The organism is Bacillus sp. FSL K6-3149, from assembly GCF_038630515.1.
In the GTDB taxonomy this organism is placed as follows: Bacteria; Bacillota; Bacilli; order Bacillales; family Bacillaceae; genus Bacillus; species Bacillus pumilus.
Genome location: NZ_CP152034.1, coordinates 2,129,817 through 2,142,592 on the forward strand (window position 1 = coordinate 2,129,817; position 12,776 = coordinate 2,142,592).

Annotated in this window: 15 protein-coding genes and 1 riboswitch; of the genes, 12 read left to right on the forward strand and 3 right to left on the reverse strand. The window is 43.3% G+C overall.

What is annotated here, in order from left to right; translation table 11 throughout:
- Positions 1 to 35: 35 nt before the first annotated feature.
- Together MHB83_RS10650 and MHB83_RS10655 are read right to left on the reverse strand one after the other, a co-directional pair.
- On the reverse strand, positions 36 to 803 hold the full coding sequence (locus tag MHB83_RS10650; RefSeq protein WP_050945269.1) for a lytic transglycosylase domain-containing protein: 768 nt from the start codon (positions 801 to 803) through the stop codon (positions 36 to 38).
- A 21-nt stretch (positions 804 to 824) separates the two neighbouring features.
- A complete protein-coding gene (locus MHB83_RS10655) occupies positions 825 to 1,403 on the reverse strand; it encodes a CYTH domain-containing protein (RefSeq protein ID WP_050945267.1) in 579 nt (192 codons plus the stop codon).
- A gap of 236 nt (positions 1,404 to 1,639) precedes the next feature.
- Here MHB83_RS10655 and MHB83_RS10660 point away from each other — a divergent pair, with 236 nt between their 5' ends.
- The 4 genes from MHB83_RS10660 (at position 1,640) to MHB83_RS10675 (ending at position 4,445) form a co-directional block, all read left to right on the forward strand.
- Positions 1,640 to 2,005 (forward strand): hypothetical protein, encoded by a 366-nt coding sequence (locus tag MHB83_RS10660; protein WP_212046067.1) that lies wholly within the window; start codon positions 1,640 to 1,642, stop codon positions 2,003 to 2,005.
- A 33-nt stretch (positions 2,006 to 2,038) separates the two neighbouring features.
- Positions 2,039 to 2,668, forward strand: coding sequence for a GTP pyrophosphokinase family protein (locus tag MHB83_RS10665; RefSeq protein ID WP_003211990.1), 630 nt, complete (start codon positions 2,039 to 2,041; stop codon positions 2,666 to 2,668).
- A 65-nt stretch (positions 2,669 to 2,733) separates the two neighbouring features.
- Positions 2,734 to 3,534 (forward strand): NAD kinase, encoded by an 801-nt coding sequence (locus MHB83_RS10670; protein ID WP_003211364.1) that lies wholly within the window; start codon positions 2,734 to 2,736, stop codon positions 3,532 to 3,534.
- A 44-nt stretch (positions 3,535 to 3,578) separates the two neighbouring features.
- Positions 3,579 to 4,445: an RluA family pseudouridine synthase gene (locus tag MHB83_RS10675; RefSeq protein WP_342496312.1), complete on the forward strand. Its 867-nt coding sequence runs from the start codon at positions 3,579 to 3,581 to the stop codon at positions 4,443 to 4,445.
- A gap of 42 nt (positions 4,446 to 4,487) precedes the next feature.
- Here MHB83_RS10675 and prpE read toward each other — a convergent pair whose 3' ends face one another.
- The gene (gene prpE / locus MHB83_RS10680; protein ID WP_342496313.1) at positions 4,488 to 5,231 is read right to left on the reverse strand and encodes a bis(5'-nucleosyl)-tetraphosphatase PrpE; all 744 of its coding nucleotides are present in this window, start codon (positions 5,229 to 5,231) and stop codon (positions 4,488 to 4,490) included.
- 162 nt (positions 5,232 to 5,393) lie between these two features.
- On the opposite strand from prpE, the gene MHB83_RS10685 reads away from it, so the two are divergent.
- From MHB83_RS10685 to thiD, 8 genes are all read left to right on the forward strand, one after another.
- On the forward strand, positions 5,394 to 7,235 hold the full coding sequence (locus tag MHB83_RS10685) for a monovalent cation:proton antiporter family protein (protein ID WP_050945261.1): 1,842 nt from the start codon (positions 5,394 to 5,396) through the stop codon (positions 7,233 to 7,235).
- 59 nt (positions 7,236 to 7,294) lie between these two features.
- Positions 7,295 to 7,404, forward strand: a riboswitch (TPP riboswitch).
- Between the two features lie 78 nt (positions 7,405 to 7,482).
- Complete coding sequence (gene tenA, locus MHB83_RS10690; RefSeq protein WP_003211004.1) at positions 7,483 to 8,193, forward strand: thiaminase II; 711 nt, start codon at positions 7,483 to 7,485, stop codon at positions 8,191 to 8,193.
- A complete protein-coding gene (gene tenI / locus MHB83_RS10695) occupies positions 8,168 to 8,785 on the forward strand; it encodes a thiazole tautomerase TenI (protein WP_003211366.1) in 618 nt (205 codons plus the stop codon). The genes tenA and tenI overlap by 26 nt, the downstream gene beginning before the upstream one ends.
- Positions 8,769 to 9,881, forward strand: a complete 1,113-nt coding sequence (thiO, locus tag MHB83_RS10700) for a glycine oxidase ThiO (protein ID WP_226805029.1) — start codon at positions 8,769 to 8,771, stop codon at positions 9,879 to 9,881. Before tenI ends, thiO begins: the two co-directional genes overlap by 17 nt.
- On the forward strand, positions 9,878 to 10,081 hold the full coding sequence (gene thiS, locus MHB83_RS10705) for a sulfur carrier protein ThiS (protein WP_044139614.1): 204 nt from the start codon (positions 9,878 to 9,880) through the stop codon (positions 10,079 to 10,081). The genes thiO and thiS overlap by 4 nt, the downstream gene beginning before the upstream one ends.
- A gap of 4 nt (positions 10,082 to 10,085) precedes the next feature.
- Positions 10,086 to 10,853 (forward strand): thiazole synthase, encoded by a 768-nt coding sequence (locus MHB83_RS10710; RefSeq protein ID WP_034322849.1) that lies wholly within the window; start codon positions 10,086 to 10,088, stop codon positions 10,851 to 10,853.
- Complete coding sequence (locus tag MHB83_RS10715) at positions 10,850 to 11,863, forward strand: thiazole biosynthesis adenylyltransferase ThiF (RefSeq protein ID WP_342496314.1); 1,014 nt, start codon at positions 10,850 to 10,852, stop codon at positions 11,861 to 11,863. The genes MHB83_RS10710 and MHB83_RS10715 overlap by 4 nt, the downstream gene beginning before the upstream one ends.
- A gap of 16 nt (positions 11,864 to 11,879) precedes the next feature.
- Positions 11,880 to 12,686 carry a bifunctional hydroxymethylpyrimidine kinase/phosphomethylpyrimidine kinase gene (gene thiD / locus MHB83_RS10720; protein WP_050945255.1) on the forward strand — a complete coding sequence of 269 codons (807 nt, stop codon included), beginning with the start codon at positions 11,880 to 11,882 and terminating at the stop codon, positions 12,684 to 12,686.
- Positions 12,687 to 12,776: the final 90 nt, after the last annotated feature.

Consider the following 12,776-nt stretch of genomic DNA (forward strand, 5'->3'; position numbering starts at 1 on the left):
ACATACAAAAAACCGAAGAGGTTATTCTCTTCGGTTTAAGCGAAATATTGTGCTGTAATTTTCTTTACATAATTTTGTGTTTCTTTAAATGGTGGAATGCCGCCGTATTTATCAACATTTCCTGAGCCTGCATTATAAGCAGCTAAGGCGAGTGAGACATTTCCATTATATTTCTGAAGCATTTGTTTGATATACTTCGTGCCGCCTTCGATGTTCTGGGCCGCATCAAAGGCATTATTCACGCCAAGTGACTTAGCTGTAGATGGCATAAGCTGCATAAGGCCAAGCGCGCCTGCATGGCTGACCGCATTCGTACGATAGCCAGATTCTTGCTTGATGACCGCATGAATTAGCTTTTCTGGAACACCATGTTTTTGAGCCATTTGTGACACAATTTGATTAATTTCCTTTGATGATGAGCCGCTTGAAACAGCCTTTTGAAGCGGCGGCGTGTAGCTGTTGTTTAAGACATTCCCAATACCATTTGCTGTATTCAATGGAGCGTCATTCGCATATGAAGGTTGAGCTTGAAGCTGCTCACCGCCAGCGATAGCAGATAAGTATGGGTTTGTACGCGCGTATTGCGTGTTCGGAGCCGTTGATGGGTCCGTTCCCATAAATGCAGAAATTGAAAGCGGCAGGCGTGATAATTCTGATCCGCCTAAAAAATCTTGCAGCAGCGACTGAAATGAAGCTTGTGCAGTCGATTCTTGGCCGCCCGGCATTTGCGTTTGTCCAGGGTCTGATTGTAATGTTTTAAGCGCTTGGAGCTGCATAAAGGATTGAAGTTGATTGACGTTCATCATGTTCCTCCTTCAAGGAATTCATCTATTCTGTGTTTTCATTTTCTCTTCATAAAAACGTACGACTTTGTTTTTCGTGTTTCGAACAGGGATTTGGAATTGTTGGAGCAATGCGGAGAATGCGGCTTGTCCGATTTCCAGGTCGCTCACTTCAAATTCAAGTTCATGGTCCTCTACTGTTAAATATCGGCTGTGATCCAAAACAATTAAGCCTTCTTTGATCATTTTTTCTGCTCTTGACGTTTCAAGTGAACCAAAATACACAATTTGATCCTTTTGAATGTTCAAATGATCTAGCCTGTCAGCCACTTCACCTTTTGGCAGCTGGAAATCGTCAAGGCTTGAAGGAGGAGCGATCGTTTGGTGGGTTTCGAGCAAGCCTATTTCGTGTGGTTCCTTTAACGTGAGAACCCACTGACCGTTTCTTTCTCTCATTCTTAATGCAGCGAATTGAGATTTTATATCAAATTGAGGTGTATCAAAGTAATGGTTGGTTTGCGTGTGAAAATCCGAATCCTTCAATTGAAAATGTTGTTTCAACTGTTCAAATTCTTCTTTCATTAACAATTGCTTTAGTTCTATTTCAATTTCCTGTGCCATTTTGACATCAACCTTTCATTTAGAGGAAATATGATTATTGTACATGAAGTATGTTCATCATGTAAAAGACTGTTTTTATCTATTATTTCTCTTTCCACATGTGCCAAAATCAATGGATAATTACGTGAAAGGATCATTTATAAGAAGAAAATAGGATTTTCTCAATAAGTTCGGTTTATCAATATTGAACTTGATATGATAAAATAAAGCTGTACTTTGTTGTAAAGGAGATCATGATGCAAAACCGAATTGAAATCGCAGAAGCAACTTTAAAAGAAGACAGGCTGATTTTGACGACCAAGTCAGAAGAGCAAATCCAAAAAGCAAAAGCATCAGGACAAATGCTTGTTGATTCTGATCACTTTGCGTTCGTTTACATACTTGAAAACGAGGAGTCCTTTTCATATCTTATCTTAGGGGAACATACATGGACTCCATTAAAAGAAGCAATGAATCTTGACATCCCTGTCTATTTGACAGCGGGAGGACATTCGTTAGAACTCATTCAGCTTCATCAAGAATTACATTATTTAATCGACAATATTAAAGACAATGCCAATTACGGAGATATGGAAGAGAAAGTGAAGAGCACATTCCTCTGAAATAATTAGGTATATGGAATTGGGGGAAGTTTCATGGACAAAAAACAATGGGATCAATTCCTCGCACCGTATAAACAAGCAGTCGAAGAATTAAAAGTGAAACTAAAAGGCATTCGAAAGCTGTATGAATTCGAGGATGACCATTCACCAGTAGAATTTGTTACAGGCCGAGTGAAACCTGTTGCCAGCATATTAGAAAAGGCAAAGCGTAAAAACATCCCAATGCATGAAATCGAAACGATGCAGGATATTGCTGGGCTTCGCATTATGTGCCAGTTTGTAGAAGACATACAAGTCGTGAAAAAAATGCTCCAGTCACGAAAAGACTTCGTGGTTGTTGATAAACGCGACTATATTGCAGAGCATAAAGAAAGCGGATACCGTTCGTACCACCTTGTTGTGTTATATCCGCTGCAAACGATTAATGGAGAGAAGCAGCTCCTCGTCGAAATCCAAATTCGTACACTTGCGATGAATTTTTGGGCGACCATTGAGCATTCTCTGAATTATAAATATAGCGGGAATATCCCGGAGAAAGTCAAGCTGCGCCTTCAAAGAGCTTCCGAGGCAGCATCTCTTCTTGATGATGAGATGTCTGAAATTAGAGGGGAAATTCAAGAAGCACAAGTGGCATTTTCCCGGAAAAAGAAAAACGATAGCTGAGCCTGTGCTTGATCAAATATGATGCTGCCCTCTCATAGCAGCAAGGTGGAAAAGGAGAAGAATTCATGAAATTTGCAGTTTCTTCGAAAGGGAATTCTGTATCTGACACACTCAAAAGTAAAATTCAGACCTACTTATTGGATTTCGGGATGGAACTCAATGAAGAGGAACCCGATCTTGTCATTACGGTTGGTGGAGACGGCACCCTTCTTTATGCGTTTCACCGTTATAGCGACCGTCTGAATGAAACAGCTTTTGTCGGTGTTCATACAGGTCATCTTGGTTTTTATGCTGACTGGGTGCCAAGTGAAATTGAAAAACTCGTTTTAGCTATTGCGAAAACCCCTTATCACATTGTGGAATATCCGATCTTAGAAGTCATTGTCAGATACAACGATGGCGGCAGAGAAGAGAAATATTTAGCCATGAATGAATGTACGATTAAAAGTATGGAAGGGACACTTGTGGCAGATGTTGAAATTAGGGGTCAGCTGTTTGAAACATTCAGAGGTGACGGTCTTTGTCTGTCTACGCCGTCTGGCAGTACAGCCTATAATAAAGCACTTGGGGGCGCCATTATTCATCCTTCCATTAGAGCCATTCAGCTGGCAGAAATGGCTTCAATCAACAACAGAGTGTTTCGAACGGTCGGTTCGCCGCTTATTTTACCAGACCACCATACTTGTGTCATTAAACCGAGGAATGATGTCGATTTTCAGGTAACCATTGATCATTTGACGCTGCTTCATAAGGACGTCAAATCCATTCAATGCCGGGTAGCAGACGAGAATGTCCGCTTTGCCCGATTTAGACCATTTCCGTTTTGGAAAAGGGTGCAAGATTCCTTTATCGGAAAAGGTGAATAAGAAAGAGGTCGTTCTCGCTGGAATACTTTACACTAAACAAAACCATGACAGCCAAAGAAGAAGGGCTGCTTTTAAAGGATTATTTAATAGATATTGGCATTTCGAAAAGAATGCTGACGGATATTAAATTTGATGGCGGTGATCTCCTCATTAATGGAGAGCATGTGACTGTGAGATACAAGCTGCATAACGGAGACAGGCTCACCATTTTATTCCCAGAGGAAAAAGTGAGTGAAGGGCTAAAGCCTGCTCCGATTCCGCTTGATATTTTATTTGAGGATGAGCATGTCCTTGTGCTGAATAAAAAGCCATATATTCCGTCCATTCCTTCTCGGGAGCACCGAGAGCACAGTATTGCGAATGGATTGCTGCATCATTATGCAGAGCAGTCTGTTCGGCTGACGGTTCATTTAGTGAACCGCCTTGATCGTGATACATCTGGCGTCATGCTTGTGGCCAAGCATCGCTTTGCCCACAGCCTTTTATCAAAAGCGCAGAAAAGTGGAGCGGTCAAACGAACATACAGAGCGTTTACACATGGCATGATCAAAGAAAAGCATGGAACCATTCGTGCAAAAATTGCCCGAAAAGGAGATAGTATCATCGAGCGAATGGTCGATGATACTGGGCAGGAAGCTGTGACGCATTTTACAGTGCGAGCGGTGGATGCTGAGTTGAACATGTCAGATGTGACGCTGGCACTTGAAACGGGGAGAACCCATCAAATTCGTGTTCATATGCAGTATCTTGGTCATCCGCTCATCGGAGATACGTTATATGGCGGGACGAGTGAGCGGATGAACCGGCAGGCACTGCATAGTGAGACTCTTGTTTTTCCTCATCCGATGAATGGGGAGGAAATGACATTCTCGGCTCCGCTTCCTGAAGACATGAAATCATTGTTGCTTTAAATAGAGAAACCCGGCTACCTGCAAGCGCAGGACCGGTTTTTTTTATGATGTGAAATGCTGAAACCTTGAATCGTCATAAGGCATAGAGGAAGGAACAGAAACCGTTTCAAGCTCAGGATATTTAAGGGCAGACAGCCGGTGGCCAAATACACAGCCTGTATCAATGTTGACGGTTCTGCCAACGAATCGCGGTTCTTTCACTGGTGTATGTCCGTAGACAATCCATGGTTTTCCGCGATATTCCATTGCCCAATCCTTCCGCACAGGTCGCCCATCCGGCCACGTTTCTCCTGTGACTGCGCCAAATAATAGATAGGATCGCATTTGTTTGTTCGGCTTTCTTCCAATGTCCTTTTCCTTCATCGCTGCGTGAGCAATCATCAGTTCATCAGGAATAAGTGCATCGTAAAGCGGAGCCTTCTCAAATAGCTGCTTAAATTCATGTGACAATTTGGTTTGTTCATGAAGGGGCAGCTTTTTTATTTCGTTCACTGTGGTTTCAATGCCATGAAGTAATTTCACGGGATTTCCTTTCAAATAGCGATATAGTTTAAAGCAATGGTTGCCAGGTACGTAGCGGATCGCGCCGTGTGCGTAGGCATGAATGACAAAGCGCATGACATCTACTGACTGAGGTCCTCGATCTGTTAAATCACCGACAAGTGCTAGCGTTCTCTTATCAGGATGGACGGGTAATCCATGTTTGAATTCGTATCCTAGTTTGTGTATGAGGGCAAGCAGCTCTTCGTAGCAGCCGTGGATATCACCAATGATATCAAATTTCATAAGATTTCCTCCTGATTTTTCTCATCCATTCATCGGGGTTAAAGAAGTTTGAATTTTAGAACATATAACGAATGGCTTTCTTTTCATTTAGGCAATTGTTAGAATCAATGCTTTAACGTAAACCTTAAAAGATTAAACATCAATGTTAGGAGGCTTTAGCCAATGGAGCATACATCTGTTTCATCACTCGTTGTCGTTATTATTGTCGCCTTTTTCACCCCACTTTTATTGCACCGATTTAAGCTGACCATTCCGGTCGTTGTTGCTGAAATCATCATGGGGCTCATCATTGGAAAAAGCGGTCTTCAACTGGTAGTTGAACATGATGCATGGTTAGATACGTTATCCATGCTCGGTTTTATTTTTCTGATGTTTTTAAGTGGACTTGAAATAGATTTTTCTTCTTTCGAGTCAAAGAAGAAAGCACGAGAACTACCAAATGGTCTAAAAGAACCGAATACGTTTAAAGCAGCCACTATTGTTTTTCTTGGCGTATTTAGTATTTCTTTTATTCTGTCCTATGCGTTTGTCCTTGCAGGGTTTATCCAAAATGCCTTTTTAATGACGCTCATTATATCGACGATCTCATTAGGGGTAGTGGTTCCCACCTTAAAAGAGGAAAAATTGATGCAGACGAATATCGGTCAAATCATCTTGCTTGTCGCTGTCATTGCGGATTTGGTGACGATGATTTTACTTGCTGTATTTTCCTCCATTTATGGCGATGGTACAGGGAATATGTGGCTTCTGCTCTTATTATTTGCTGCGGGCATCCTTCTTTATTTATTTGGCCGCGTATTTAAGACAAAGTCAATTTTTCAGTCCATGTCAAAAGGGACTGTGCAAATTGGGACAAGGGCGATCTTTACTCTCATTATAGTCTTAGTTGCTTTATCTGAATCACTCGGTGCTGAAAATATTCTTGGGGCGTTTTTAGCGGGCGTACTTGTGTCCCTTCTTTCGCCGAATAAAGAGCTTGTCCAGCAGCTGGATTCATTTGGCTACGGATTTTTGATCCCCATCTTCTTTGTGATGGTCGGAGTGGATTTGAATATATGGGCACTGTTCAAGGACCCAACTATTATGATCATGATCCCGCTGCTATTTATTGCATTACTGATTAGTAAGCTCATCCCGATTCTTTATTTGAAAAAATGGTATGACATGAAAAAAGTAATCGGCTCTGGCTTTTTATTAACATCGACATTATCACTCGTCATTGCAGCTGCGACGATCGGGGAGCGGCTCGGAGTCATTGATCATAAAATGTCCGGCGCGCTGATTTTAGTCGCGATACTCACGAGTATTTTAACGCCAGTTTGGTTTAAAGCACTGTTTAAAAAAGAACAAGCTGTGAGCCATAAAAAACGTGTGACCTTTATTGGTGCAAATCAGCTGACCTTACCTGTCACACTCGATTTACATCAGGATGAATATGATATTCGAATTTTGCATGTCTTTCAAGAAAATAAAGAAGCGATGCTCGCCGACTCCATCTTTGAAGTCGAATCAATTGAAGAGTACGACGATGAGACGCTGCGAAAGGCAGGCGTTGGCCAGGAGGATGTCCTCGTCGTCGCAACAGGCAGTGAGACGAAAAATAAGGAAATTGCTTTATTTGCAAAGGAAGAAGGAGCAAAACAAGTCATTGCGAGTGTGAATAAAGCTGAGGCAGAGCTAACATTGAAGGAAGCGGGCATTGATACGTTTTCTAATTTCCTATCATCTAAAACGGTGCTAAGAGCCTTGATTGAAGCACCGGATGCGATTCGATTATTAACAAATGAGGATACTTCCTTGTATCAAATTCAAATGAACAATCATCGCTATCACAATGTCATGCTGAGGGAATTTCCGTTTACCGGCGATTTGGTCTTTGTCCGTATTTTCAGAGGGATAGACAGCTTAGTACCACATGGAGATACGACGCTTAGAAGCGGTGACCGTGTTCTTGTGTCGGGCTCTCGTGAGTATGTAGCAGGACTTAGAGCCCAATTAGAGTGAGAATGAACCCTTGACCAATGAACAATTCCTGATTAAGATAGAAGTACAACATCATATATTTGATCCACTAGGGGAGTCCTTTAAAAGGGCTGAGATAAAAGTATCGACTTTTAGACCCTCATTACCTGAACAGGTTCATACCTGCGTAGGGAAGTGGTGCGGTTTTTGATTATGCTTTTTACAAATTCCAAGCCACTTTCCATACGGAAAGTGGCTTTTTTATATGGAAAAACAGGAGGAGAGAAACATGACATTTTCAACTGAATGTAAAGAAGCAGCAGCACCATGGTGGAATGGAAGCTTTACACACCCCTTTGTGAAAGGGATTGGCGATGGCACGCTGTCACTCGATCGTTTCACGTATTATGTGATGCAAGATTCATATTATTTAACTCATTTTGCAAAGGTGCAAGCATATGGAGCGGCAATTAGTGAGGACTTACATACGACCGGCAGAATGGCGTATCATGCGCAGGGAACGTATGAAGCAGAGCTGTCGCTGCATAGAAAGTTTACAGAGCTTTTAGAGATTTCAGATGAAGCCATCGAGAACTTTAAGCCTTCTCCCACTGCATATGCGTATACGTCTCATATGTACCGATCTGTGAAAAGCGGACGATTCGAAGAGATATTAGCTGCGTTATTGCCGTGCTACTGGCTTTATTATGAGGTGGGTGAAAAGCTGAAACAAACCACACCTGACCATCCGATTTATCAGGAATGGATTTTGACATATGGAGGGGATTGGTTTAAGGAACTTGTCTTTGAACAGGTCAACCGCTTTGATGAACTAGCCGAAAAAGCACCAGAACATGTACGGGCCAATATGAAAGAAAATTTTGTGATTTCAAGCTATTACGAATACCATTTCTGGGAGATGGCGTATCAAAAAGAAATGTGGCAAACAGCATGCTTAGATGGGGTTGGTGCAAATGGAACTCCACGCAGTGACAAATGATTCGCTTCCTGCGGGTGAGCTGATCAAACAAATAAAAAACATTGCACCTGAAGTGGATTTTATTCATATCCGGGAACGGTCTAAAACAGCAAGTGAGCTTGTTGATCTCGTGAAAGGTCTCCTTTTAGAAGGTGTACCGAAAGAGAAGCTCATCATCAACGACAGAGTAGACGTTGCACTGCTCACCAATATTCACCGGGTACATCTCCCGGGCCATAGCTTTTCGCCAAAAGAGCTGCGGCAAAAATTCCCTCATCTTCATGCGGGCGTCTCTGTTCATTCGATTGAAGAAGGGAAAGCAGCTGAGAAAAATGGAGCAGAGTATGTCATATTTGGGCACGTATATGACACCACTTGTAAACCAGGACTTCAGGCAAGAGGCGTACAGCTTGTGAAAGAACTGACATCTCTACTATCTATTCCAGTCGTGGCAATCGGTGGTGTGACACCTGACCGCATTCCAGAATTGAGACACGCGAATGTGAAAGGGATTGCTGTCATGTCTGGAATTTTTACTCATCATCAGCCGCGCAAGATGGCACAAGCATTTTCTAAACAAGTAAAGGAGCATCCTTATGAAGAAGCATTATGATGTGGCAATCATTGGTGGTGGAATCATAGGGATGTCCATTGCCTATCACCTTGCAAAAGCAGGAAAGCAGGTCGTCTTATTTGAGGCGAATGAGGTAGGGAAGCAAACGACAAGTGCGGCTGCTGGGATGCTTGGTGCACATGCTGAAGGAGAGGGTCATGAGGATATTTTTTTTCAAGTAGGCAGAGCAAGCCAGGCATTGTACGAAAAGTTAAAAGTCGATCTACAGCATGAATCTGGCATTGATATTCGAACATCAGCGGGCGGTATCATGAAGGTAGCCTTTACAGAAGAGGAGAAACAAGCACTTTGCCGCATGCAGCATTTGTCTACATTTGAGTGGCTTGACGCAAGCAGCGTAAAAAAATGCATGCCTCAAATAGCAGAGAACATCTTAGGAGCAGGTTTGATTAAAGAGGATGTTCATGTCGAACCTTATGCGGTGTGCCGGGCATTTTGGCAGGCGGCGGTCAGGTACGGGGCAGAAGTGAATGAGTGTACACCCGTGATCGAAGTGAAGCGGGAGAAAGAAGCGTTAGCGATTAGAACAACGAAGGGAACATTTACATGTGATGATCTCACTGTAGCAAGTGGTGTATGGTCTGGCCGTTTTTTTGAAGAGCTTGGATTATCTCATTCTCTTTATCCAGTAAAAGGGGAATGTGTGTCTGTATGGAATCATGGTCCAGCACTCCAACACACCATTTACCATGATCATAGTTACATCGTTCAACGAGATAGCGGCAAACTGGTCGTTGGCGCAACGATGAAGCCAAACGAGTGGCAAACTGTTCCGACGCTTGGCGGCATTGAAGCTGTTATTCAAAAGGCGTCACAGCTGATGCCTTCGATCAAGGAGATGCCGATTGATCAGTGCTGGGCTGGCCTTCGTCCGGCGACAAGCGACCGGCATCCCTACATTGGAAGACATCCAGAAGATCAGCGTATTCTTTTTGCCGCCGGTCATTACAGAAATGGAATTTTACTTGCCCCGATTACTGGAGAAATCATTCGCGACCTGATATTAGGTGAACCGGTCCAAAAGGAATGGCTTCACGCATTTCGTATTGGCCGAAAGGAGGCACTGTTTGTATGAAAATTCAATTGAATGGCAGAATCGTTGATTTCGAACAAGAAAATGGAACGATCTATGACCTGCTATCAGACTATCAGCTTGAAAATCGAGTAGTGATTGTGGAAAAGAACCAAGAAATTATTGATAAAGAAGCGTTTCAACAAGTGAAAATTGAACCTAATGACACGATCGAAATCGTTCACTTTGTAGGAGGAGGATGACAACATGCTGCACATTGGCGGAAAGACATTCACATCAAGATTATTACTTGGTACAGGAAAGTACCCATCATTTGAAGTTCAAAAAGAAGCCGTGAACGTATCAGAAGCAGAAATATTAACCTTTGCTGTGAGAAGAATGAACATTTTCGAAGCATCTCAGCCAAACTTTTTGGAGCAGCTTGATTTATCAAAATATACGCTGCTTCCGAATACAGCTGGTGCTAGTACAGCGGAAGAGGCAGTTCGTATTGCTCGTTTAGCAAAGGCTTCTGGACTGTGTGACATGATCAAGGTAGAAGTCATTGGCTGCTCAAGGTCTCTTCTGCCAGATCCAGTCGAAACGTTAAAAGCATCCGAAATGCTACTCGAAGAAGGATTTATCGTGCTGCCATATACATCTGATGATGTGGTACTGGCAAGAAAATTAGAAGAGCTAGGTGTCCATGCCATCATGCCAGGTGCTTCGCCGATTGGTTCAGGGCAAGGCTTACTAAACCCTCTGAATCTCTCATTTATTATCGAGCAGGCAAAGGTACCGGTGATTATTGATGCTGGTGTAGGCTCTCCAAAGGATGCGGCTTATGCGATGGAGCTAGGGGCTGACGCTGTATTACTGAACACCGCTGTGTCAGGTGCAAAGGACCCTGTGAAAATGGCTAAAGCCATGAAGCTGGCGATTGAATCAGGAAGGCTCGGCTTCGAGGCGGGACGTATTCCTTTGAAAAACTACGGGACAGCAAGCAGTCCGCAGGAAGGAATGCCGGCATTTTGAGCACACGTTATTCACGACAAGAGCTCTTTCAGCCAATCGGCATAGAGGGGCAAAAGCGGTTAAATGACTCAAAGGCTGTCATTATTGGTGCAGGAGCGCTTGGAACAGCTAGTGCGGAAATGCTCGTTCGTGCTGGCGTTGGATCTGTCACCATTTTGGATCGAGATTATATTGAATGGAGCAACCTTCAGCGTCAGCAGCTTTACACGGAGCAAGATGTACAGGATCGACTGCCAAAGGCTGTGGCGGCTGAAAATAGACTCAAACAGATAAATAGTGACGTGCAGGTCAAAGGAATTGTCATTGATGTGACCGCTGAACAGATTGAAGAACTGGTCAGCGGAGCTTCAATCATTGTTGATGCAGCGGATAATTTTGAGGTGAGAATGATCGCAAATGATGCTGCCGTCAAACATCAAATTCCATTCCTTTATGGAGCTTGCGTCGCCAGCTATGGTATTCAATTTACTGTCATGCCAGGTGAAACGCCGTGTTTACACTGCCTGCTTGAACATTTACCCGCACAAGGCATGACTTGTGATACAGCCGGTATCATTAGTCCAGTTGTGCAGCAGGTGGCAGCATATCAAGTGGCAGATGCTCTGAAGTATTTAACAGGTCATCAAGTGACGCCAATTTTAAGATCCTTTGATTTATGGACCAATGAGCGGTCTGACATCCGATCAGCCAGCTCCTTAAAGAAGAAGCAATGTCCAAGCTGCGGACTGAAGACATATCCATTTCTCTCCTATGACAAGAGAGCGAAAGCAGATGTACTATGCGGCCGCAATACGGTCCAAATCCGCAGTGCAGCCGAAACCCCGCCGCCATTAAACGAAGTGGCTCTTCGGTTAAAGAAAGCAGGGATGGATGTCCTTGAAAATCCGTATTTGCTTTCCTGTCAAAAGGATGAATATAAGCTTGTCTTATTTAAAGACGGCAGAGCTCTTGTCCATGGCACAAATGATATGGCAAAAGCAAGAACCATTTATCATCAATGGATTGGCTAATGAGAGGTGTGATGAAATGACGATCAAAAAAGCATTCACAATTGCAGGTTCTGATTCTGGCGGCGGAGCAGGCATTCAAGCTGATTTAAAAACCTTTCAGGAGCTCGGTGTGTTCGGAATGTCTGCGATCACAGCGATTACAGCACAAAACACACTAGGTGTTCACGGAGTATATCCGCTTTCAAACGAGGCGTTAGAAAGTCAAATTGATGCAGTGGCAGAGGATTTACTGCCAGATGCCGTCAAAACAGGAATGCTGTGGAGCGCAGACATGATCAAGATAGTTGCTGAAAAAACGGTTCAATATGACATGAAGCTCATTGTCGATCCAGTGATGATAGCAAAAGGAGGCGCTTCTTTATTAAATGAAGATGCGGTCACAGCGTTGAAAACACACTTGCTGCCTGTCAGCTATGCCGTAACGCCGAATCTTCCTGAGGCAGAAGTGCTGACAGGCATGCGGATTCAGACAAAAGAGGATCGCTATCTAGCAGCGGAGCGTTTATATGAGCTTGGTACGAAACATGTCGTGATCAAAGGCGGTCACGGTCCATCTGGCGGAATGATTACAGACCTATTGTATGATGGAAAAGGCTTTATAGAAGTCACAAACGAACACATTGATACTCCCCATACACATGGCACAGGCTGCACGTTTGCAGCGGCATTAACAGCTGAAATTGCGAAAGGATCCTCCATGAGGGAGGCTTTTGACACAGCAGAAACCTTTGTCCATGAAGCCATCAAGTTCCCTTTGAATATTGGGGCTGGACACGGACCTACCAACCATTTTGCTTATCAGCAAAACCGGCTCAAACGATGAGAGAATCGAACCGTCTTCATTTGCGAGGACGGTTTTTTGATGAAAAAGAAACTTTCTTTCTGCGGAAATTGTCATTCTCTCATGATCTGT

What these genes read in the sequence shown, in the direction of transcription:
- MHB83_RS10650 (WP_050945269.1), bottom strand. Translation starts at nt 803, where the DNA reads ATGAACGTCAATCAACTTCAATCCTTTATGCAGCTCCAAGCGCTTAAA.
- MHB83_RS10655 (WP_050945267.1), bottom strand. Translation starts at nt 1,403, where the DNA reads ATGGCACAGGAAATTGAAATAGAACTAAAGCAATTGTTAATGAAAGAA.
- MHB83_RS10660 (WP_212046067.1), top strand. Translation starts at nt 1,640, where the DNA reads ATGCAAAACCGAATTGAAATCGCAGAAGCAACTTTAAAAGAAGACAGG.
- MHB83_RS10665 (WP_003211990.1), top strand. Translation starts at nt 2,039, where the DNA reads ATGGACAAAAAACAATGGGATCAATTCCTCGCACCGTATAAACAAGCA.
- MHB83_RS10670 (WP_003211364.1), top strand. Translation starts at nt 2,734, where the DNA reads ATGAAATTTGCAGTTTCTTCGAAAGGGAATTCTGTATCTGACACACTC.
- MHB83_RS10675 (WP_342496312.1), top strand. Translation starts at nt 3,579, where the DNA reads ATGACAGCCAAAGAAGAAGGGCTGCTTTTAAAGGATTATTTAATAGAT.
- prpE (WP_342496313.1), bottom strand. Translation starts at nt 5,231, where the DNA reads ATGAAATTTGATATCATTGGTGATATCCACGGCTGCTACGAAGAGCTG.
- MHB83_RS10685 (WP_050945261.1), top strand. Translation starts at nt 5,394, where the DNA reads ATGGAGCATACATCTGTTTCATCACTCGTTGTCGTTATTATTGTCGCC.
- tenA (WP_003211004.1), top strand. Translation starts at nt 7,483, where the DNA reads ATGACATTTTCAACTGAATGTAAAGAAGCAGCAGCACCATGGTGGAAT.
- tenI (WP_003211366.1), top strand. Translation starts at nt 8,168, where the DNA reads ATGGAACTCCACGCAGTGACAAATGATTCGCTTCCTGCGGGTGAGCTG.
- thiO (WP_226805029.1), top strand. Translation starts at nt 8,769, where the DNA reads ATGAAGAAGCATTATGATGTGGCAATCATTGGTGGTGGAATCATAGGG.
- thiS (WP_044139614.1), top strand. Translation starts at nt 9,878, where the DNA reads ATGAAAATTCAATTGAATGGCAGAATCGTTGATTTCGAACAAGAAAAT.
- MHB83_RS10710 (WP_034322849.1), top strand. Translation starts at nt 10,086, where the DNA reads ATGCTGCACATTGGCGGAAAGACATTCACATCAAGATTATTACTTGGT.
- thiD (WP_050945255.1), top strand. Translation starts at nt 11,880, where the DNA reads ATGACGATCAAAAAAGCATTCACAATTGCAGGTTCTGATTCTGGCGGC.